Origin of the sequence: Fibrobacter sp. UWH6, assembly GCF_900142465.1 — a bacterium.
Taxonomy (GTDB): domain Bacteria; phylum Fibrobacterota; class Fibrobacteria; order Fibrobacterales; family Fibrobacteraceae; genus Fibrobacter.
The window spans coordinates 273,107-294,759 of sequence record NZ_FRAX01000001.1; the positions used below are offsets into that span (position 1 = coordinate 273,107).

The 21,653-nt window shown below is 49.2% G+C and carries 20 protein-coding genes and 1 tRNA gene; 6 read left to right on the forward strand and 15 right to left on the reverse strand.

Going from position 1 to position 21,653, the window contains the following annotated elements; translation table 11 throughout:
• Nucleotides 1–18: 18 nt before the first annotated feature.
• The gene (locus tag BUB73_RS01160; RefSeq protein ID WP_073156093.1) at nucleotides 19–771 is read right to left on the reverse strand and encodes a hypothetical protein; all 753 of its coding nucleotides are present in this window, start codon (nucleotides 769–771) and stop codon (nucleotides 19–21) included.
• Nucleotides 772–925: 154 nt separating this feature from the next.
• Nucleotides 926–1,732, reverse strand: a complete 807-nt coding sequence (locus BUB73_RS01165; protein ID WP_139259073.1) for an alpha/beta hydrolase family protein — start codon at nucleotides 1,730–1,732, stop codon at nucleotides 926–928.
• Between the two features lie 349 nt (nucleotides 1,733–2,081).
• Here BUB73_RS01165 and BUB73_RS01170 point away from each other — a divergent pair, with 349 nt between their 5' ends.
• The 3 genes from BUB73_RS01170 to BUB73_RS01180 all read left to right on the forward strand — a co-directional run bounded on the left by BUB73_RS01170 (nucleotide 2,082) and on the right by BUB73_RS01180 (nucleotide 4,492).
• On the forward strand, nucleotides 2,082–2,936 hold the full coding sequence (locus BUB73_RS01170) for a TIGR02147 family protein (protein ID WP_073156099.1): 855 nt from the start codon (nucleotides 2,082–2,084) through the stop codon (nucleotides 2,934–2,936).
• Nucleotides 2,933–4,372, forward strand: a complete 1,440-nt coding sequence (locus BUB73_RS01175) for a hypothetical protein (protein ID WP_073156101.1) — start codon at nucleotides 2,933–2,935, stop codon at nucleotides 4,370–4,372. The genes BUB73_RS01170 and BUB73_RS01175 overlap by 4 nt, the downstream gene beginning before the upstream one ends.
• 49 nt (nucleotides 4,373–4,421) lie before the next feature.
• A tRNA-Gln gene (locus tag BUB73_RS01180) sits at nucleotides 4,422–4,492 on the forward strand.
• 83 nt (nucleotides 4,493–4,575) lie between these two features.
• Here BUB73_RS01180 and BUB73_RS16765 read toward each other — a convergent pair.
• The gene (locus BUB73_RS16765) at nucleotides 4,576–5,085 is read right to left on the reverse strand and encodes a hypothetical protein (RefSeq protein ID WP_073283162.1); all 510 of its coding nucleotides are present in this window, start codon (nucleotides 5,083–5,085) and stop codon (nucleotides 4,576–4,578) included.
• Between the two features lie 165 nt (nucleotides 5,086–5,250).
• On the opposite strand from BUB73_RS16765, the gene BUB73_RS01190 reads away from it, so the two are divergent.
• On the forward strand, nucleotides 5,251–6,147 hold the full coding sequence (locus tag BUB73_RS01190; protein WP_073156104.1) for a DUF3078 domain-containing protein: 897 nt from the start codon (nucleotides 5,251–5,253) through the stop codon (nucleotides 6,145–6,147).
• A gap of 73 nt (nucleotides 6,148–6,220) precedes the next feature.
• On the opposite strand, the gene BUB73_RS01195 is transcribed toward BUB73_RS01190, so the two are convergent.
• Nucleotides 6,221–6,793, reverse strand: coding sequence for a hypothetical protein (locus tag BUB73_RS01195; protein ID WP_101478802.1), 573 nt, complete (start codon nucleotides 6,791–6,793; stop codon nucleotides 6,221–6,223).
• Nucleotides 6,794–7,054: 261 nt separating this feature from the next.
• Here BUB73_RS01195 and BUB73_RS01200 point away from each other — a divergent pair, with 261 nt between their 5' ends.
• On the forward strand, nucleotides 7,055–9,859 hold the full coding sequence (locus tag BUB73_RS01200) for a fibro-slime domain-containing protein (RefSeq protein WP_083539594.1): 2,805 nt from the start codon (nucleotides 7,055–7,057) through the stop codon (nucleotides 9,857–9,859).
• Between the two features lie 121 nt (nucleotides 9,860–9,980).
• On the opposite strand, the gene BUB73_RS01205 is transcribed toward BUB73_RS01200, so the two are convergent.
• From BUB73_RS01205 to ffh, 11 genes are all read right to left on the reverse strand, one after another.
• On the reverse strand, nucleotides 9,981–11,285 hold the full coding sequence (locus BUB73_RS01205; protein WP_073282998.1) for a MiaB/RimO family radical SAM methylthiotransferase: 1,305 nt from the start codon (nucleotides 11,283–11,285) through the stop codon (nucleotides 9,981–9,983).
• Nucleotides 11,266–12,759, reverse strand: coding sequence for a SpoIID/LytB domain-containing protein (locus tag BUB73_RS01210; RefSeq protein ID WP_254794986.1), 1,494 nt, complete (start codon nucleotides 12,757–12,759; stop codon nucleotides 11,266–11,268). The genes BUB73_RS01205 and BUB73_RS01210 overlap by 20 nt, the downstream gene beginning before the upstream one ends.
• Before the next feature lie 15 nt (nucleotides 12,760–12,774).
• Nucleotides 12,775–13,317, reverse strand: a complete 543-nt coding sequence (gene def, locus BUB73_RS01215; protein WP_073283000.1) for a peptide deformylase — start codon at nucleotides 13,315–13,317, stop codon at nucleotides 12,775–12,777.
• A gap of 3 nt (nucleotides 13,318–13,320) precedes the next feature.
• Nucleotides 13,321–13,698: a preprotein translocase subunit YajC gene (yajC, locus tag BUB73_RS01220; RefSeq protein WP_073283003.1), complete on the reverse strand. Its 378-nt coding sequence runs from the start codon at nucleotides 13,696–13,698 to the stop codon at nucleotides 13,321–13,323.
• A 50-nt stretch (nucleotides 13,699–13,748) separates the two neighbouring features.
• The gene (locus BUB73_RS01225) at nucleotides 13,749–14,666 is read right to left on the reverse strand and encodes a cyclic nucleotide-binding domain-containing protein (RefSeq protein WP_073283006.1); all 918 of its coding nucleotides are present in this window, start codon (nucleotides 14,664–14,666) and stop codon (nucleotides 13,749–13,751) included.
• Nucleotides 14,666–15,655 carry a cyclic nucleotide-binding domain-containing protein gene (locus BUB73_RS01230; RefSeq protein WP_073283009.1) on the reverse strand — a complete coding sequence of 330 codons (990 nt, stop codon included), beginning with the start codon at nucleotides 15,653–15,655 and terminating at the stop codon, nucleotides 14,666–14,668. The genes BUB73_RS01225 and BUB73_RS01230 overlap by 1 nt, the downstream gene beginning before the upstream one ends.
• A 40-nt stretch (nucleotides 15,656–15,695) precedes the next feature.
• Complete coding sequence (gene rplS / locus BUB73_RS01235; protein WP_073156125.1) at nucleotides 15,696–16,040, reverse strand: 50S ribosomal protein L19; 345 nt, start codon at nucleotides 16,038–16,040, stop codon at nucleotides 15,696–15,698.
• Between the two features lie 15 nt (nucleotides 16,041–16,055).
• Nucleotides 16,056–16,760, reverse strand: coding sequence for a tRNA (guanosine(37)-N1)-methyltransferase TrmD (gene trmD / locus BUB73_RS01240; protein ID WP_073156127.1), 705 nt, complete (start codon nucleotides 16,758–16,760; stop codon nucleotides 16,056–16,058).
• 7 nt (nucleotides 16,761–16,767) lie between these two features.
• The gene (gene rimM, locus BUB73_RS01245) at nucleotides 16,768–17,334 is read right to left on the reverse strand and encodes a ribosome maturation factor RimM (protein ID WP_073156130.1); all 567 of its coding nucleotides are present in this window, start codon (nucleotides 17,332–17,334) and stop codon (nucleotides 16,768–16,770) included.
• 148 nt (nucleotides 17,335–17,482) lie between these two features.
• Nucleotides 17,483–17,920, reverse strand: a complete 438-nt coding sequence (gene rpsP, locus BUB73_RS17865) for a 30S ribosomal protein S16 (RefSeq protein ID WP_073156133.1) — start codon at nucleotides 17,918–17,920, stop codon at nucleotides 17,483–17,485.
• Between the two features lie 780 nt (nucleotides 17,921–18,700).
• Nucleotides 18,701–20,068 (reverse strand): signal recognition particle protein, encoded by a 1,368-nt coding sequence (gene ffh / locus BUB73_RS01255; RefSeq protein WP_073156136.1) that lies wholly within the window; start codon nucleotides 20,066–20,068, stop codon nucleotides 18,701–18,703.
• Nucleotides 20,069–20,233: 165 nt separating this feature from the next.
• On the opposite strand from ffh, the gene BUB73_RS01260 reads away from it, so the two are divergent.
• The gene (locus BUB73_RS01260; protein WP_073283012.1) at nucleotides 20,234–21,652 is read left to right on the forward strand and encodes an MATE family efflux transporter; all 1,419 of its coding nucleotides are present in this window, start codon (nucleotides 20,234–20,236) and stop codon (nucleotides 21,650–21,652) included.
• Nucleotide 21,653: the final 1 nt, after the last annotated feature.

The window sequence follows — 21,653 nt, forward strand, 5'->3', positions numbered from 1 at the left end:
GATCCCCTCGCTTAAGGCTTACTTCTTGTTAGCCTTTGCTGCCGCTCTCTGTTCTGCGACCAGGGAGGCAACGCTGAAGGACAGGACCTTGCCTTCGATCTTGCATTCGGTGCGGTAGCTCTGTCTCGGGAGAGCGATTCCATGAGAAGAAAGAGTTCCCATGAAGGAGGCGTTTGCGTGGCTAGCGATAGTACGAACGTTGATGAATCCCTTGTCCTTGCTGAAAGTCAGGGAGAACACCTTCTTGGTCTTGTCGTATTCTGCAACCATGGTCTTGTTTACGGCCGTGTTGACTGCATTCTTGGAGTTGCGGTCGAAAATGATGGTTCCACGGGAGTCGATGGAGAGCATGGTCTTGTTTGCAACAGAGTTACGGCATGCGATAAGCTTCCATTCGCCCTTCTTCTTGGAGGAGGCGTTCTTGCTGGTGAAGATGTACTTGTTGCCTTCCTTTTCCAGGATGTAGGGGCCAGTTACGATCTTTTCGCCGATGGCGTTAAGGGCACCCTTGAAATACAGGAACTTGGACTTGGAACCGTTGACACCCAGAATGAAGCGGAAAGAAGTAGCCTTTGCTTCCTTAACGGGAGTGATAGCCACGCGCTTGCCTACCGGGTCAACTTCGATATCTGCATAGGGGCCAACATCGATTGTTTCGCCACGGGGACCAGTTGTCTGCTTGGCCATTTTGTCGAGTTTCATGGTTCGAATAGCTTCTGCCGGGAAGCGGATGAAGCCACGAATGTCCATTTTAACAATAATTCCGTCCATTATTACACCTCTTTTATTTGTTGTTTTGCTTGTAAATTAACAATTTTTAAACCTTAAATGCAATGATTATAAGAAAAAAAACAATAATGCTTGTTGTGAAGGCTACATTATGTAAGGTAAATCACATAGATAACTGGGGAAAAACGCCTTTTTTTTACCTTGTTTGGGCAGTAAGATGTTGTAAGGCTTGGTTTAATTTATTACTTAAGGGACTGCCTTGAGCCTTGATTTTTTTGAAATTGGGGTGTTCTTTTTCGAAAATCAAGTTGCTTTCTTGCCTATTTTGTCTATCCTGAATGAGAATAACCTGTTCTGGAATAGCTATTTCGTTCAAGTCGGGCATGTCGACTTTTGTCCGTATCAAAAATTTGGGATAAAGAAGTCTGTATTTTTCGTTGATCTTGTCGGCAATGCTGCTGATGGGGTCAATTAAAAATAAACTGCTTTTTTTTGTGTATTTAAGTTGTTCTGCGGCTAAAATAGCTCCGATTCCCCTTCCGGCGACTATTTCAGGCGCCCTGCCGGTAATTTGGCTTGCGCAAGCGGTGATTTGCCTGGCGTCATCTAGAAAATTCTCTGAGGAGGGGGTTCCCTTGTTGTTTCCGCTGCCTCTATAATTGAATGTGACTAGCGTGCTTTGTGCATTTTCTCCCGCTTCGGCGAGAAATTGGGCCCCATCTTCATCTGTGTCGGGGAAATAGAGCAGAATGGACTTGTTATCCGAACCGAGCTGCCAACCGCTTAAAATGTTGCCGTCTTCCAGCGTGCAGGAAATCTGTTTTGCCTTGCCCTGAATCGCTGCGTTGGCTTCTTTGTGGGTAATTGCCCGCGGAAATGCGATTTGGCGTTCTGTAAGTGCAAGGTAGAATACCATGCTGCAGTAAATGAGGGCGAGAGCACCTAAAAGTCGTAATATTCTAAGGAAAAAGCCCTTTATAGATGATGGATTGAACGAATTCATGTATACAAAGATAGAAAAATAAGGATGAAATAATAAAAGTAACTTATAAAGTTCTGTATACGGACGTGGACTGTTCCCGTATGGAATCTTACAAGGAAAATTATAAAGAAAAAAGGACTTCCGCTTGGAGTGAAGCGGAAGTCCGAGGGATGGGATTGGGTGTTCCCTAAATATAGGCTAATTTTTTTAAGGTGGGTATAGGAAAAATGCATGGTGTTCACGAAAGTGTTCTCTAGGTGTTCTCTAGGCTGATACTAGTAGTAAAGCGGCTTTTTTTACATCGTCAAGGGGGTGCTTTTTACAAAGAAGGTGTTCCCAAAAATGTCCGAAAAAATTATATTTCCTGCTGATGAACGTTTATGCATATTACAATTACAGGAAGTACCTGCAGGACTATTATGACTACCGGAAGTCTGTCCAGCGGTATTTTTCCTATAGGTCTTTTGCCAAGAAGGCGGGGTATTCGTCTTCTGGATTCTATCTAGACCTGATTCGTGGCCGTAAGTCTCTTACGCCCCAGATGCTGCCGAAGTTTATTGCGGCGCTGGGACTGAACGAGAAGGAAGGCCGCTATTTTACCTTGATGGTTGATTTTACTCATGCTACTACTCCGGCATCCAAGCAGGCTATCTTCGAGCAGATGTCTGCTCTGTTGCCCAGTGCCATCAAGTCTTTGACCAAGAACCAGCAGGAATACTACAGCAAGTGGTATTATGTGGCTGTTCGCGAAGCCCTTTCCGTGCTGAATATTGGCGAGAAGAATATTCAGGAACTGGCGCTGTTCCTGAACCCGAAGATCACGCTCCCGCAGGCAAAACAGGCTATTCAGCTCCTGTTGAACCTGCAGTTGATCGAATTGGATATTACCGGTTGCTATCGTTCTGTGAACAAGGCCATCTTCAGTGGGTCCGAAATCGCTCCGCTGTTCGTTCATCAGTTCCAGAAACAGATGATTGATTTGGGTAAAGATGCCCTGGATCACTACAGCACCGAACGTAGAAATGTATCTTGCATGACAATGAGCGTGTCTGCCGAAGGTCTGGAACGTATTATCAGCAAGATTGACTTGTTCCGCAAGGAAGTTGTCGACATTGTCCGTTCCGACGAAGGCGAGACTATGATTGCCCAGATGAATATTCAGTTCTTTCCGCTGAGTAAGGAAAAGGTTGCCTTGCCTCCGGAACCTGATGAGGAGGATGCATGAGGACTCGCTTTTTGAATTGTTTGATGCTGGTGGCGTTTTGCGTCGCCGGGCTCGCTTTCGTGAGTGCCTGTTCCAGTGACTCCAGTACTGCAGGAACTGTGACTGATACGGGCAATACCATTGCTACAACTGAAGCTGAAGTGGCCGGCGTGGTCCATCGTGCCGATGGCTCTGTTGCCGTGAACGCTACTGTCAGGATGGCCAGGTTGGCAAGCTCTGAGGCAGATTCTTATGAAATCCCCGAGTCTAGGGATACTGTGACGGACTCTGCAGGTCGGTTCGCCTTTGCCGTTGCAATGGCTGACACCTTCCAGTTGGCTGTTTTTGATTCCTTGGCATCTGAAATTTTCTACCTGCCGTATACGACTTCGAAGTCTGACGATTACGATTCCATCAGGCTAGAAAAGGCCGCCTTGTTTAACGGCGTTCTCCTTTATGAAGAAGCCGATTCTGCAGTGAAGGTTGGCTCCCACTTTATTGTTAGCCTGACAGGAACGCCCTTCTTCCAGAGCGTATTTGCTGGCGATTCGTTCAGCTTGATGATTCCCGCTGGTACTGGCTGGATGTCGTTCTTCCCCTGGGACCCGGAGATTGTTGCCAAGCTGCAGGATTCCGGTGTCGCGGACAGCCTGATTTATCGCCGCTGGGAACTGAAGGACTCTGTTGCTGCCGGAGATACCGTTACACAGGGACCGTTCATCTGGAGCATTAAGTCTGACGTGGATTCCCTGATCAAGGAAGAGGAAGAAGTCGCTAAGGTCGTATCCCGTATTAGCGGTACCGTTATTTGCAAGAGCGGCAAGCCTTGTGACAGTGTGGAAGTCATGCTGATTACGGATCTGTACGGCTTTGACTTTGTCGAAGGTGATTCTGTTGAATTTGTTGTAAATGCGAAGACGGATAGCCTTGGCCGCTGGTGGTTGCCTGTTCCGGAATCCGTTCCCGAAGATTCCTTCAGAGTTGAATATCGATTGATGATGGATGGCTTCCCGGTCCAGGTTGGCGTGTCCCGCTATGTGATGGCTGGTGAAGTCAAGAATCTGAAGGACACGCTGGATGTCGGTGTAGACACGTTGAGCAAGCCGTCGGGACTGTCTTATGGTGTTGCCCTGGTTGTTGACCGCGAAGATACGACCCAGTCTAGTGACTGCATGCTGAATAGCGTTGTTGTGGGTATTAAGGGTACATCCCATTTTGTTCGCGACGTCACTTGCTACGATGAGGCTTCTCTAGTGGATCTGCCTATGGGCGTACAGGATGTGATTCTCTATTCCGGCGACCCCAAGGTCGTGGCAAAATTGCGTGAGATGGAGGTCCCCATGATGTACTATGTGACCCAGAATGCGGTGTCTTTGCCCGAGGGAAGTGTCCAACAGGTACAGTGGATGACCTATAGTCCAATCAATCTCAGCATTTTTTCTGAAAAAAATGAATAAAACCCCTTGCCAAGGTTAATTTTATTAGTTAACTTTGGCTCACCGACGATGAGTTATGGTGTAACGGTAGCACAACAGATTCTGACTCTGTTTGTCTAGGTTCGAATCCTGGTAACTCAACGAAAAAAAGAGAGATTCCCTTTGGGAGTCTCTTTTTTTATTTCCAAAAAGTTTGCGTTGTCCTTTTGAGGCTTCGTCTATATTTAAAGGGTGTAGGTAAAGCCTACGCCCCACAGTACATTTGGGGCGTCGTGATCCTTGAACTGGTAAAACGGCACGCTGATTTGTGTATATAGACCGTACATGTGGACCCACATTTCCATGGAAATGTCCAGTTCTTCCTTGTAGTTGAACGGGTACGCGTACTTTTTCTTGTTGGCGTTGTTTATGGCCTGGTGCATCTTGTTGGGGGCTTCGGCGTATTCGTAGCCTGCGCCAATGCCGACATCGAATTTGAAGGGGAGTTCGCTAAAACAAGTCCAGAGGAGGCTTCCCCTGATGCTGGCCCAAAAATCATTTTCGCCGTAATGCATGCCCATGCCCTGCACTCTAAAGGCAAGGCTTCTGAAGTCAAGGCCTGCGACCAGTACCAATGGAGCCTGGTTCCGTGTGCCGATCCCAACTTCGATTTTTATATCGGAGGGCTGTTTGGGTGCTTCGGCAGCGCCTGAATGAACCGCCCCCAAAAGGGTTAATCCGAAAGGTATTATCATTTTGGGGAGGAGATTCATACTGACAATTATAGTAAACCTCGTGATTATTTGCACAAATGAGGGCGTTGATATAAAAAAATGGGGTTTATAATAAAAATAAAAGTTCTATCTTTTCGTTAACTTAACCGCCGCGGCGTATGCCAGGCTCAAAAAAAAGGAAAACATATGAAGTTGAAGAATTTCTTTATGTCTTGCGTTGCAGCATGTGCTTTGGCTGCTCCTGCTATGGCAGAAGGTGGCATGTTCGAAGGCGCTCTGCCCGAAAACTGGACTGCTGATGTTGTTGCCGGTGTCAAGTATAACTATTACAACTTCCACAACTGGCAGCAGGATGGTACTTCCAACTACACTTGGTTGGTGACCTTTGATGCAGACGTGCAGGGTAAGTGGAAGGTTGCCAACTGGCGTAACCTGGTGGATATCGATCTCGGACAGACTTGGACCGATGGCCAGGGCCGTCGTAAGTCCTCTGACCGTCTTTTCTGGGAATCCATGCTTGACTTCAACATGACCGAAGTGCTGAAGCCCTACGTCGGAAACCGTTTTGAAACTCAGATGATTGCCGGCTACACCTATAGCGAAGATGAAGATGGTAACGAAGTCAAGAAGGCTGTCTCCAGCTTTATGGACCCTGCTTACGAAACTCAGGTTGCCGGTCTTGCCTATATCCCCAATGATATGTTTAGCCAGCGTCTCGGTTTTGCAAACCGCATGACCATTTCTAACGGCTACGGCTACGCTGATGAACACGGTGCCGAAAAGATTGCTCGTGGCGAACGCGACCATCTTAAGACCGTGAAGGATGAACCGGGTCTGGAATCCGTTACTGAATTCAAGTACGGCTTTTCTGATGTGGTTAGCTTCAAGAGCCGTCTGTGGGCATTCACCAACTTTGAAGGTGTCAACGCAATTGACGGTCGTTGGGAAAACTTGCTGACTGTTCTGATTGCCCCGCTGATCGAACTGCAGGTTGGCTTCGATATGGCTTACGACCTGGATCAGGATGAAGATGCTCAGGTTAAGAACATGGTGCTCTTCGGTCTGACCTGGCGCTGGTTCTAATATTTAGAGAATCCGATAGATATAAGAAGAAGGCTCGCTTCGGCGAGCCTTCTTCTTATATGGTGCAAATTTTTTACGGTTCGTAATTTAATAATTCCTGAATCCAGGCGTCCTTAGCCTTGCGGATCTTTTCTAGGGAGGCGTCATCTGCGGCGCTGTTGTCTCTCAATTCGGCTAATTCAGTGTACTGCCTTGCCAGGAGTTCCGCCTTAGGGTAGTGGGGGATGAGGCTTGATAGGCGTTCCTGGATTGCCTTGTCGGAATAGAGCCGGTTGATTCCTTCTAGCCAAAGGCAGATGTGTGCTTCCTTGTTGCCGTTCTGCCGTTCTTGGTCGGCTTCGCTGAATTCCGGGGGCGTTATCTGGTCTAGCCAGTCCGCTTCTTGCTCGAACAGTTGGTTGTCTTCTTCCAGGGCGTTTGCCTTATTTCGTAATTCCAGCTGCTTTTTTAGGAAGGGACGGTAAGACTCCACATCTTGGTCTAGACCGTTTTTTTTCAGAAAATTCCCAAGATTACGCAGATTTGATTCTGACGGATTGTTCAGGAGGCATTCCTTTAGCACGGCTAGCTGATCTTTAGAAGGCAACTTTTTGAAATTTTCGTTATGTGCGTTAGCTGCCTTGACGCGAAGCCAAAAAATTCTCAATAGAATTAGTGCGGTTATGATGGGTAAAATAATGGTAAATGACATAATGGGTGCTATTTTAGAAAAATGAAGGGGGAAAATGCCTTTTTTGAAACGAAAGTTCCTGCTGTGGGCGAAAAAAGGTGTGTTTTTATGGCTTTGAACGTTCCTTATTGCTTTTTTACAGATATTTTTCAATTTTCGTTTTTAATATATAGTCTAAAATGGTGTATATTTAGCGTTGAATATTCATAACCTGTGCACAGGTGGAGATTGGACTATATGAAATTGGATCGTTTTAAACGGATATCTCTTACCGCGATGATGTTTGGACTCGCTGGGGTGGTTTCGTCCTTTGCGGTTGTTGAAGATAACCAGAGAGAACTGGATATTGTTGTCCGCGACTTTGACGTGGGTCATCCCGACTTTGAAAACTTCCAGGAAGAAGCTTATTACAGCATCTTTTCTGGCAAGGATGATGCTAAGCCGAGTTCCTGGTTGGCTACATACAGCACGGATCCGACGTGGACTGGTCGTCGATCTAACTATGGTAAATATGGTTGCGGTAATACCCAGACTCCTGATTACGGTCTCCCCGTAGGTACCGAAGGCTATCCCAAGGCTAACGCCGATGGTTCCGTGATGACCAAGTCCGGTGCCGTTTCTACGGTTCCCGACTATATTACCGCTATTTCTAGAGTTACAAACCAGGGTTATGCCTGGTACGGTGAATTCAAGGATTGCTCTTACGATGCTAAGCTGAATCCCCTTAGCCTAAAGACTATGCGTGGTCTTGTGTCTGAATTGTGCTCCGACGCTTCTTCGACTTGGGCCGCCAATATGGCCGACAGCAAAAAGGAGTGTACCGCAGGTAAGGTCTGTAAGGGTCACTCCTGGTCACAGATTGTGTACGTGACTCCGGGCCTTGTTGAACGAAACCTGCAGTTCGTTCAGGATCCCAACGATCCTAACGGCGGTCTGGACATGTATTCTCCCATAATTTCCGCTAAGCGTGAAGGGTGTGATAACCAGTATTTCAGCCAGTGGTATGCGGATGTAGATAATGTCAACCTGCGTACCAATACCACCTTGATCCTGGATCAGGATCCTAGTGATCCGAAGTACTTTGAAATCGATAAGAACTGGAACAATGGTGGTTACTTCCCGCTGGATTCCATTTCTGATGATGGCGAATTTACCTGGCTGGGACCCAAACCCCAGTATCCGAATCAGTACGGCGCACAGTCTCTTTCCATTTTCTGCCCGCCTTATGAATATCGATATGCAAAGGACCAGACCGACTTTAAGGGTTCGAATACTGCAGAACTTTGCAATGCCTGGAAGCGTAATGGTGGTCCCAAGGTTGGTGCTGCCGCATATCAGGCTGCTGCCACTTCTGAAATTGGCCTGCGTCACCTGCGCAACTATGGCTTTACCATGATGGGTTACGCCGCATTTAAGTACAAGAAGGGTGCTGGTGAAGTGTTCGAATTCACTGGTGACGATGACATGTGGATTTACGTGGACGGCGTTCTGGTGGTTGACCTGGGTGGTACTCACTTGGCTGCAGCTGGTAAGGCTGACATGGACTACCTTTCTGGTCAGAAGTTTGGTGTCGCCGGTTTAGGTGGCTTTGCTCATGGTTGCTGGCCGGGCGATCCTCTGGAACAGGCTGACTCCTGCTCTATCAAGCTTGATGCTGATGGTACCTGGAAGGATGGCTCCTGGCATCATATCCACTTCTTCTATGCTGACCGTCAGACCGATGGTTCTAACCTCCGTATCCGCAGTTCTCTTTCTGAACTCGCTCCGTCTCGCTATGGTCAGCCCTCTGTAAGTAAGTCTGTGGTGACTACCGACAGTACTGGTAAGCAGACTGTCAGCGTGACCCTGAATACTACTCTGGATGAATCCTCCTTGATTAACATCAGAAACGCTGCCGCAACAGGCACCGCTCCGGTCTTGCTGGTGATGAGAACGGTCTATGATTCTACCGGTGCTTCTTCTACTAAGGTTTATGGCTACTACATTACCTCTATTTCTGATGGTATTAACCTTGGTTCTTCTGGTATTCAGTACGATATGGAAGGTATCTTGGTCGATGCTGATGGTAATGTTATGACTTCTGGCATTTCCGGTAACGACAAGATTGCATTCAATTTCCGCGATCCTGAAAACGAAATTGCCAACGACGAAGAACTGAAGGCTGCTTATGTGTCTACTGTGGGTCTTGATGCTTGGAATCAGATGATTTCCTGGACCAAGAAGATGGACGCCGCTGGTTTCGATATCAAGTCTTCTTCTGGAAAGAAGGTGATTGGTTTCCCGGATACTCCTAGCGATTGGTCTGTTACTCAGTTCGTGGGTAACCCCAACGTCGAAACCTTCGTTCTTGACAAGAATATTGACCGTCCTGAATTTGATAAGCAGGCTGCTGTATTGACCGAAGTTGCCAAGAACAACAGTGGTGAATTGCCTGCTGACTTTACCGCTGACTTGATCATTACCTCTATCCCCACTTCTGCTGGTAATGGTAACCCGCTGGTGCTGTCCAACGAAGATAAGAGCTCCTTCTCTAAGGCTGGTGCTAATGGTACTGTTGGTGCCGGTTCTGTGGCTTACGTCGGTGGTAAGGCAAGCGCATCTTCTATGTGCTTCAGCGATGAATCTGGTGTTGAAAGCTGCACAAGTATTTCTTATCCGGTTTCTGGTCCGTTCCGCCTTAACGTTCGCGTGTTCGACCATATGGGCCATTTTGTTAGCCAGTACCAGAAGCGTATGAGTGCTGACGAAATTCATAAGGCTCTGGGTGGCGAAACTGCTAAGCTTGGCGCCTGCGGCGAGGAATATCCGCTGTACGGTTCTACTGGCTTGGGCTGGATGACTATCAAGATGTATCCTGTTTCTCAGAGCGGCCGTATGATTGCAACTGGCCCGTACATCTACCAGGTTACCTTCATTCAGGAAGACTACAAGTACTGCGTGAAGGGCGGCGATGCTGACGAAGCTGGTCAGATCAAGACCAACACTTACAAGCGTACCTCTGATACTTATCGTTTCGGTTACCGCCGTCATAAGAATAAGTAATAGCGGTTAGCAAAGTTTAAAAAGCCTCGGCTCAATGCCGAGGCTTTTTGTATAGAGAAAACTACCGGCGTAGCCGGTAGTTCCGTAAAAGCCTTCTGGCAGACATGCAAAAATGTTGGAATTAAACTATAGAACCAATGAGGGCGAATGGTTCGGCGGCCGTTATTTTGACTTGTAGGCGGGTGCCAGTTTTTATTGGTTGAAGACCTTCGCTCAGAGCAACTGGGCGGTAGGCGTCGTTGCGGGCGATGATGGTGCCTTGGCGATAGCCTGCTTTTTCTACGGTCACACGCTCTGTCTGACCAATCCAGCGGGCGTTATTTTCTGTAGCGATAGCCTGGAATGCGGCGGCCAGTTCTGCAGATCGACTGTGTTTAACGGTGTCGGGCACGATTGGCTCTAGACGGCTTGCTACCGTACCTGGGCGGCTGACGAAGCGGGTTATGTTGCAGACCGTAGGGTGTGTTTCCTGGAGGATGTTTAAGGTGTCCTTGAAGTCCTGGTCCGATTCGCCGGGAAAGCCGACAATAAGGTCTGTGCTGAGGGTGAACAAGCTGAATCGCTTGTTGAACTCGTTTGCCAGCTCCAGGTAATCCTTGGCGGTATGTTTGCGGTTCATCAACTGCAGAACGTGCTCGGATCCGCTCTGGACGGGAAGGTGGATGAATTTGTAGACACGGTCGTCCTGGAAGCATTCCATGAGCGGTTCCAGGTAGCTTTTGATGTGCCGCGGGTTGCCCATGCCTAGGCGGATGCGGTAATCGCCTGGAACTTTGACGAGTATCTGCTGAACCAGTTCAGCCAGGTTTTGGGCGGGAAATTCTGCGCGGGAGTTCCCTGCAAAATCAAATCCGTAGCAACCGCAATCCTGGCCTGTAAGCTGTATTTCGATGCAACCGTCAGAAACGAGTCGCTGTACCTGCTCTACGATAGATTCTGCAGAAAAGCTACGCAGTCGCCCTTTGACTAGGCGGGTGGAACAGTAGGCACATGCGTCTAGGCAGCCTTCTTCGATGTTGACGATACCTACGAGAGGGGATTCGCGAAGAACGGTTCCCGGCTTGAGGATAAGTGTTTCTTGGGATGTTCTTTCTTTGCTTAATTTGTTGAGGCTTGTAAATCTGACGTCCTCAAAAAGTTTGCGAACCTCTTCCTGCAGATCCCTAGGGGCGCAGCCTGTTACAAAGAAAGTTGCCTGGGGTGCAATGGCTTTTGCCTCGCGCAGTAATTTTAGTGCCGTTGAATTCCCCTTGACCGTGCATACGTTCAGGATAAATGCGGCTGGTTCTAGGCCTTCTTTGGGGAGGCCAAAGGTGACGTTAAATTCGTTGTCAAAAAGTCGAGCGATTTTTTCGCCCTCTCCAAAATTTGCAGCACATCCCTGGCTAATGACGGAAAGGGTTGGTTTATCGGTCGAATTTTTCAAGGGTGATTCCCGGGTAGTAGTGGGTGAGGATTTCCTGGTAGGATTGTCCTGCCTGAGCACGGGCGCGGACTCCCATCTGACACATGCCGACTCCGTGGCCGAAGCCGGTACCTGTGAGGATCCATTCCTTGCCGCTTTGCTTGATGGTAAAGAATGATGAAGGGAGGATGGAGTTGTTCTTTTTAAAGAGCCAGCGGGTTCTGTCGGTAAGAACTTCGATGTCGCCCTTGTCGGTTTTTACAACCAAGGTCTGAATACGACCGCTTTTTAGTTTGTTCTTGACCGTGATTTCCTTGACTTTCTTGAAATCTTTGGTTGCGACGGAGGATAGCTTGGCTTTTGATTCGGTTAAATTGCGCTTGATTAGGTCGGCGATTTCTTTGTCTGCAAAACGGCGTTCCCATTTCATGTAGCTGGATTCGTTGCAGAAGGGGGTGCCATCGTTACGACGGTCTGGCTTGCTCTGGAGGTAGGGGAGGTTTGGACGATTCCAGGTGGCTAGGGTTTCTGTGGTTCCGCCGCAGGTGGAATGGTAATAGGCGATTATGAATTCTCCGTTGTACATCATGGTAACGCCTGCGGTGGCCTTGACGGCGGCGTCTGTAAGGGGGGTGGCGCCTTCTAGTCCTTTATAGACTTGGTCCTTGGTGTCGGCATAGACGTCAAACCCTTGGGCTTCGCGGCTATTGTAATGCTTGTAGGCGTATGTGCGGGCTGCGACAGCTTGGGCCTTCAGGGCTTCGATGCGACCGCTGTCAAGTTTGCCGATTTCGTAGGGAATGACGCCGCGTAGGTAATCTTCTACGTCTACGGAGTTGATAGCATCTACCTTGCCGTTGCTTGCCCTGAAAAGGACTGTACCCGGATAGCATGCCCGCTGAAGACTTTTGGTATCTGCTGCAAAGGCGATGCAGGATCCGTCTTCGTTGCCGAATTCACGGGATTCCATTTCCATGGACTGGCCCTTGCTGGAAAGTTTTATGCTTTTCCCGCTGGCGGTAATTTTGATAATTTCGTCGGCGTATTTTAGGTAGGCTTCCTTGGCTCCAATAAGCACCCCGACTCGGAGAGGGCGGTCTAAATCCTGGGGAACCTTGCGCTCTTCGAATTTTACCGCGGTCTCCTGAAGGGGATCTGTTCCTTCGGTGGAAATTGCGGAAATTGGGACGAATGGGGAACTTGTTGCTACGCTGGCGGAACTGCTGACGGCATTGGCTGAACTGGCCACCATGTTGGCTGAGCTGGCGATAGAATTTGCTGCGGAACTACCTGCCGAGTTGGCAGCGAGGCTTGAACTAGAAAATTGGGCTTCCGCAGTGTTGGAGGCTTCGATGGGAACAAAGCGTATGACTTCGGTTTCTTCTACATCTCCTGGCAGATCGAAACCGTCGGATACAGAAACAGCCTGCGGTTCCGCATAAACGGAACTTAGCAGGCTGGCTGCAAACCAGAGGGATGTCAACAGTCTGGCCAACAAACCCTCTGTTATTTAATGCTTGCCCTTGAGCTTTGCCTGGGTGTCCTTGGCCATCTTCTTCAGCTTGGACTGGGTCATGGTGCGGTCTGCTGTAGAAATCTTGTCTACGAACAGGTCGCCACTCAGGTGATCCACTTCGTGCTGGATGCAGCGTCCGAAAAGGCCGTCGCAGTTATGGATTTCCTGGGCTTCTCCATTGATGTCGAAGAAGCGGACACACACCTTGTTGGGGCGAACCACATTGCAGAAGATGTCGGGAACGGAGAGGCAACCTTCGTCATAGTCCACCATTTCTGCGTCAGGTTCGGCTTCCCATTCCGGGTTGAACATGATGTAGGGGTTGGGTTCCTCTTCGTCGGGAATGGACGTGTCGATAACCACCAGTCGGATGTTCAGACCGACCTGCGGTGCGGCAAGACCACAGCCGGGAGCCTTGTACATGGTTTCCAGCATGTCTTTTGCCAACTGGCGCAGCTCCGGAGTGATTTCGGTGATGGGGGTGCACTTCTTGCGAAGCACCGGATCGCCATAAGTTCTAATAGAGAGCAATGCCATAGATTACTTCTTTTCTTCGGTCTTTTCGACAGGCTTGGCTTCGGCGTTCAGAACGCGCATGATTGCAGCCTTTTCGAAGTCGATAAGGGTGGTGGAACCGGTACGTACGGTAACAGTGGTAGAGGTTTCGTCGATGTTGGTGACGACGCCGATGATACCTGCAGTGGTCATAACCTTGTCACCCTTCTTCAGAGCCTTGCGCATGGCTTCCATCTGCTTCATTTCCTTATTCTTGGGGCGGATGAAGAACAGCCACATTACGACGAAGAGAAGAATCAGGGGGAGGAAACTGGCGAGACCACCCTGCTGCTGTTCTGCAGCGGCGTCTTGTGCGAATGCGGCAACGGAAGCGAGGGTAACGAGAAGAGCAGAAATTTTCATTTTTGAAACCTTTCCTTGATGGTTGAATTATTCATTGAAAAGATAGTAAACTAAGAAACTAGATGTTTGTCTAGCATGGGGAAAATGCGGTTGAGTTCCAGTAAATCCAGAACCTTTTCGAAGTCCCCTCTAAAGGACTGGATGCTTTCCAGGGGGTCATCGGAATTCGGGGAGGCTACCTGTGCAGAGGGAATGAGAAGACCGCGTTGAATCAAGGGCTGTATGGTCCGCAAGGTCAAGGTCAGATGAAGTGACTTCTTGGCGATAGACATCAGTGTTTCGGTCTGTACGGTGAATGTTCCGTTTTTCAGCGGGTCTCTGCTTTCCTGGACCGTCTTGGTAACTGCGGTAAGAACCATCTGTTCGGTCATGGATAGGATGCTAGGCGAAACCTTCTTATGGATGGCTCGGTAGCAGATGGTCTTATACAGCAGAGAAATGACGCGAGGGCTCTCAATACGAATTTCGTCGCCTAAGACCTTGAGGACATCTATGCTCTGCAGAGTCTGCAGTAGTCCCATTGTTTCGTCGTCATCGATATTGAAAAGCTGGTGGACTTCTTCGCAGATTTCCTGCACCGGTGTGACAGTACCTCGGGAGCTTAGTAGATAAAGTAATGCGGGGAGAGCTTTTACCTTATTGCTCTTTATAAGGTTGTTCTTGGCGATGTGGGTTCTGCTGGCCAGGAAGGTGATGATGGACATAAGCCAGCTGGGTTCCTTGGCCAGGGCGTCCTGCAGTCCCGCAGGGTTGATGACCTGCAGTTCACACTGTGTTTTTGCCTTGAGGGTTTCCTTGGCTGCGGCTCCTTCCAACAGGCTGAATTCGCCAATGATAGAACCCGGTCCGTATAGCCGGATCTTGGGCTTTTTAGAAGACGATCCTTCCAATTCGCCGCTCTTGACAATGAAGAGGGTATTGTTCTTGTCGCCTTCGGTGCATAGATATTCGCCAGCGTTCAGAATCATTATAGAACTCCTCGAACATTGGTTTCGTATCGCAGGGCCTTCAGGTAGTATTTAATCGTCCCTAAATTGATGCTATACTGTTGATTGCCTGCAGGCTTGAACCAGCCTAACTTCTGCAGACGGATCCATTCCGAAACGTCGGCGTTGGTGTCGTGCTTTCTGATGAACGCAAGCCAGCCGGGGCTGTCCATAAGGGTGTCTTCGGACATGGCCGAAAGAAGAACCAGCATCTTTTTCTGGTACAGAGTCAGTTTATAGGGCTCAAATGGCTGACCTGCGTCACTTACTTCCTGGAAGTCTACGAATATCCTCAAAAGTTCGGCGTCTATAATCTTGCAGACGACGACTCCCTCTTTTTTGGAAATTTCAATGAGGTGGCGACGGAAGAGACTCTTAAAGTCTAGCTGGACCGTGGTAAAGTCTAATTTTGTAATCCAGCAAAATTCCTGAATCAGTTCTGCAACGTTGTGTAAAATAGGACCGTTGGAACTTTTTGATTTTTTCTTGCTTAGGAATAGGGCGAGACTCTTTATTGAGTTTTCGACGCGGGGCTGCTGGGCGGCCTGCTTAAGGCGTCGAGTCTTGCTTGACAGACTTTTGATTACGGCAAGGAGCCATAGGGGAAGGCGTTTTAGTTCTGATTCCATACACTCTTCGTTCACTAGAGTGATGTCGGACTTTTGGGTGGCGGCGATTTCGTATTTGAACGGTTCACGCTCCAAAAGGGCGGCCACGCCAACGAGGTCACCTGGATGCATTGTAAATACGATGTCTTCTGGGCTGTCCTTCTCTCTTGCGATAAGTTCCCCGTCATTGAGGATGACGATGCTCCTTTCGGGTTCCTTTTTAGGGTTTACGTCAGAAGAGCCTGCGGCAACGCTAACTTGATTGGGTCCGTTGGGAGTATATACAACAAATCCCGCCTCCACGTTTAAACGGGTGGGCGGGATGATTTGCTGTCGGGAATCTCCTGATTTCTTGGAATTCATGGAGAAAACCGCCTATACGCGCCTTAAATACGCCTTGCGATTACTGGCGTTCGTCGATACGAGCAGCCTTACCGCGGAGGTCGCGCATGTAGTAAATGCGAGCCTGGCGAACCTTACCCGGGCGATCCAGAAGGATGGAAGCGATACGGGGAGAGTTGACCGGGAAGATACGTTCAACGGCAACACCGTTGGACATCTTGCGGACGGTAATGGTCTTGGAGATACCAGAGTTCTTGACCTGGATGATGACGCCCTTGAACGGCTGGATACGTTCCTTGGTGCCTTCAATAACCTTGACGTTCACGGTGACGGTGTCGCCAGAGCGGAATGCCGGGAGGTCGGTCTTCACGTTTTCATTCTGGATTGCTTCGATATTCAGGGACATAATGTACCTCGTTAATTATTTGATGCCAAATTTAGTATCTCTTTCGAGATTTTTAAAGATGTCTGGGCGCCTTTCTTCCGTTCTTTTTAACGATTCTTGACGCCTCCAAGCCGCTATGTTCTTGTGATGGCCCGAGAGAAGCACATCTGGAACTCTTTTCCCTTCAAAAACTTCTGGACGCGTGTAAACCGGCCAGCCGAGGACTCCCTGGGCGAAAGAATCGGTGTCTCCGGATTCTCTGTTACCCAGTGCGCCGTCAATCAGGCGGACAACTGCGTCTGTTACCAGCATGGCGGGCAATTCACCACCACTGACAACGAAGTCGCCTATGGAAATTTCAAGATCCACTTCGGACTGGCGGATGCGGTCGTCGATTCCCTTGTAGTGTCCGCAGATCAGGACCAGGTGCTTTTCTTTCGAAAGTTCCTGGGCCATCTTGTGGTTAAAGGGAACGCCGTCTGCAGTCAAGTAAATGACCTTGCCGCCGTCTTCCTTGACGCCTGTACTGCGGATTGCGTTTGCCAGGGGTTCCGGTCGGATGACCATGCCCGGTTCGCCACCGTAGGGGACGTCGTCTACCTGACCATAATCGTTGATTGCGAAGTCTCGCAGGTAGACTGTATTGAATTCCATAAGCCCCTTATTCTGAGCCCTGCCCATGATAGAAGTTTTCATGGGGGTGAACATTTCCGGAAAAATGGTGATGCAGTCAATTTTCATAACTGGACTATTTTTCCCCCGGACACATGCTCTTGAGGTAGTCTGCGTCGCAGGTAATGCTCTCGTCCTCTTCGTCGACTTCTACAACACAGTCGTCGACCCAGGGGGCTAGAATGGGTTGAGCGGAAAACTCTTTCTGGTACTCCAGATCAAACTTGATCTGAAAGGCATAGACGGTGGGGAGTTCTTGAACCTCAATGACCTCGCCAACTTCTCTGCCATCTTCCAGTTTGACACGGAATCCTTCCAGGTCGTCAATGTAATATTCGCCCTCGGGGGCGGGAATGCGCTCGGATTCAGGAATCATCAAGTCGCCATTGACAAAGTGGGTAATGGATTCGGGGGTGTCGTACCCCTTGAATTTCAGCAACCACAAGTTGTTTGCCAGCTTGGAATCTTCCACCGTCAGTTTAACCAGTTCGCTATTGGTCTTTTTTAGCATCACATCCTTGAGCTTCTCGTGACGGGTAAGGTCGTGAGTCAGAGGCATCGCCTTGATATAGCCCTTTACGCCATGTGTGCGCATGAGCTGGCAGACGGTGATGAACTCTTCTTGTGCTTCGGATTCAGACATTAAAGACGTGGGTGGGAATCTGACTACAGTAAACTAAAAAGCGGATACTGTTTATGGAAGGTGATTGCAAAGGGGCTGGAACCTTTCGATTCCGTTTAAAAAAGCCTCGCGCAGGTTCACTGCACGAGACCCTTTCAAAATGCTTGAATTAAGCTTCTGCAGGTGCTTCTGCGGGTGCTTCAGCAGCGGCAGCGGCTTCAGCTTCGGCAGCAGCCTTGGCAGCCTTTTCAGCTTCGATCTTGGCGAGAGCCTTAGGACCGAGCTTTGCCTTCTTTTCCTTAACAGCCTTGGGAGCAGCAACCTTACCTTCGATGGAACGGCCAGCCTTCATTTCGTGGAAGAGTTCCATGATACCAGCCTGCTTCATCAGGTTACGAACAGTGTCAGAGGGCTGAGCGCCAGTGGAGAGCCACTTGAGAGCCTTTTCCTGATCGAACTTGATTTCGGGGGTCTTGGTGTTGGGGTTGTAGAAACCGACCTGTTCGATAAAGCTATCGTCGCGTGCCTTACGGCTGTCGATAACGACTACGCGGTAGATCGGGTTGTGACGCTTACCAAAGCGAGAAAGACGGATAGCGGTTGCCATTTTAACCTCTTTAAATATTGTCTCGGGGATGAACCTGCCGAAACGGGGTTGTTCAATTGTTTTGGCCAAATATAGTAACATTGCTTTTGTGTGTAAAGGACGGCAACGAAAAAAAATCCGTTCTTTGCATACAAAGTATTTATTGGATGGAGATGATTTTGAGGCGTTTAAGCTGGTAATTGGCGAAATTCGCTCAAAAATTGGGTTTTTGTGTGGGAAAAACGCCTTGCTGTCGGACTAGCCGCAGGAATTCTTTTCAGACGTTTTTCTGTGCGTTTTCAGCATGTTTTTTATGGTTTGACCTTGCTTTTCTGACGAAAACCATTGTTCCAGGCTGGAATTTTCCATTGCGTAATATTACCCGGTGTAATATTCCAACGGTTAGTACTCGTTGATTTTTTATCAACAAGACATGGATTTGTCTGTGTGAAAATTCTCACACCAGTGGGTAAATTATAAGTGTAAGCGGGTGGTGCCGCGGTAAACTTTAAAACGAGGTTTTGGATATGGAAAAGAAAACTGTAAAGATGTATGCTCCTATTGTTGAAACCATTTGGGGAGCATTGGTCGTAGTGGGCTTCTGCTCCTACATCTTCCTTGTTTAATTAGACTCGCCTTTAGCCAAGTTTGGTGGTTGAGAAGAAAGGAAGTCGCCCTAGGCGACTTCCTTTTCACATAGTCAGACTTTAAAAGAAAAAGATTAGTGTTTTTTGGTCCTTCGGACCCAAAAACGTCGGCTCGGAAATGAAAATGAGTTACCTCATTTTCGCTTCTCTCACCTTAGTGCTTTTTTTTCTTCTTGTTCTTATCCTTGGGGGGAGTGTAGTTGGAGCCGATCTGGGCGCCGCCGTTCTGTCTCTTGGCGAATTCGCCAACCTTCTTGAACATTTCCTTCATGGTCTCGTACTGCTTGAGCACGGCGTTCACGCGACCGATTTCGGTGCCGGAACCCTTTGCCACGCGGTCCTTGCGGCTGCCGTTGAGGATGCTGGGGTTCTTGCGTTCCTTGGGGGTCATGGAACTGAGGACGGCTTCTACGTAGACAAGTTCCTTTTCGTCAATCTGGTCGATGGGCAGCTTGTTCAGGCCGGGGATCATGCCCAGGATGTCCTTGAGGCGGCCCAGCTTCTTGATGGTGCGGAGCTGGTTCAAGAAGTCATTCAGGTCGAAGGTGTTGTTCAGGATCTTCTTCTTGAGGTCCTTGGCGTCCTTTTCGTCGATGACCTGCTGTGCCTTTTCCACGAGAGAGACCACGTCGCCCATGCCGAGGATACGGCTTGCCATACGGTCCGGATGGAACAGTTCGATTTCGGGGAGCTTTTCGCCGACACCGATAAAGCAGATAGGTACGCCGGTCATCTTCTTGATGGACAGGGCTGCACCGCCGCGGGTGTCGCCATCCATCTTGGAAAGGCAGACGCCGGTGAACTTCAGTCGCTGCCAGAAGGTTTCGGCGACATTTACGGCTTCCTGACCGATCATGGCGTCGGCAACGAAGAGCACTTCGTCGGGGTGGACGGCTTCCTGGGCCTGTTCCAGTTCCTGCATCAGTTCTTCGTCGATCTGCAGACGGCCTGCGGTATCGTAGATTACCAGGTCAAAGCCGTTGTCCTTGGCGTACTGGTAACCATGCTTGATAATTTCTACGGGATTGCCCTGGCCTTCGTCGTAAACGGGAATGCCGATGGACTTGCCCAGCACCTGCAGCTGCTTGATAGCGGCGGGGCGGTATACGTCGGCTGCCACCAGGAGAGGCTTACGCTTCTTCTTGGTTCGCATCCACAGGGCGATCTTTCCTGCGAAGGTGGTCTTACCGGAACCCTGAAGGCCCACCATCATGATGCCCACGGGAGCGGGGGCGGAAAGGTTGATTTCCTTAGTTTCGCCACCCATGACGGCAACAAGTTCGTCGTGGATTATTTTCACAATCTGCTGACCCGGGGTCACGGAGGTAAGCACTTCGCTGCCGAGGGCCTTTTCCTTGACGGCCTTCACGAAGTCGCGGGTTACGTTAAAGTTTACGTCGGCTTCCAGGAAGGCGCGGCGGACTTCGCGAAGGGATTCCGCAACGTTTTCTTCGGTAAGCTTGCCCTGGCCACGCAGGTTCTTGAGGGTATTTTCTAGAGAATCAGTCAACTGTGAAAACATAGTGGGGGCAAATATAGTAATTATGAATTATGAGTTATGAATTATGAGATGAATTACGAGTTACGAATTACGAGAGAGGGGGAGGGTAAAATCTGATTTTTTAGAAAAAATATGGTTGGTTCAAAAGTTTATTGCTAAATTGTGCACCTGCTTTGAGACGGTCTCATGATTGATGAATTTACCGGACATATCGAAAAAACTCCAAAGATCAAGTTCAGAAAGAACGGCGACATCAAGGATGTGCTGGTGGTGGCGTTGCCCATGCTGCTTTCCATGTCCTTTGATACCTTGATGACCTTTGTAGACCGTCTTTTCTTGAGTCGGTTGGGTCCTGCCGAAATGAACGCCAGCCTTGGTGCGGGCGGCATGAATCTTGTCCTGATCACTTTTTTCACGGGTATGATCAGCTATACGACGGCAATGGTTGCCCAGCGTTTTGGTGCCGGAAAGAAGCAGGAATGCGCCAGCGTGTTCATGCAGGCCGTGTATTTATCCCTTGCCTGCGTGCCCTTTCTCTATTTGATGATCCCCCTGGGGCATCTGATTTTTGAACAGCAGGGATTGGCGGCGGACCAGCTGGCTTATCAGAAACTGTACTTTAATATTTTGATGATTGGCGGAATTGTTTCTCTGGTTCGAAATGCGGCTCCTTGTTTCTTTAGCGGAATCGGTGAGACGAAGATTATCATGAAGGCTGCCTTTGCGGGTATGCTGGTAAATATTGTCTGTAACTATTTCCTGATTTTCGGTGTGGGCCCGTGTCCGCGTCTAGGTGTGGCGGGAGCGGCCTATGGTACAGTCATTGGTAATATCGTCTCGACGGTGATGTTGTTTGTGGTCTATTTTGGCAAGCGGTACCATTCGCTTTACGGAACAAGGTCGAACCTAAAATTTAATCTGGCTCAGGTGAAGGAACTGCTTAAACGAGGCATGCCATCAGGCGTAGAAATGTTCCTGAATATGGCGGCGTTCCAGCTGATGATTTTGCTGTTCCACGGCCTTGGTGCCGAAGCGGCCACTGCGGCCTCCATCATGTTTAACTGGGATATGGTGGCCTATGTGCCATTGATGGGTCTGGAAGTAGCGTCTACCAGTTTGGTCGGACGTTATGTTGGTGCAAAAAGTGCTGCCGCGGCCTCCCGCTCTACGTATTCAGGTCTAAAGGTGGGGTGGGGGTATTCCCTGCTGATTGCTGTCCTTTTGATATTCTTGCCAGGCGTTCTGGCCGACGTGTTTAGGCCCGACGTGACCGCCTCTGCAGAGGCTATAGCCATATTCGAATCTGCCCGTCCCATGGGGATCTTTATGCTGCGTTTTGCAACATTGTATATCTTCGTGGAAGTACTGCTGGTAGTTTACTGTGGTGCCCTGCGCGGCGCTGGAGACACGGTGTGGGTCATGTGCGCCTGTGCCGTTATGAACTGGTTTAACACCATAGCCCTATACGTAGCGGCCTATATCATAAAAGTGCCGCCCCATTATGCGTGGATTATCGTGGTGTGCGTGTATAGCACGGCGCCAGTCCTGTTCTACTTGCGCTGGAAGAGCGGCAAGTGGCGGCGCCATGTGCTGGATAAGAATTAGA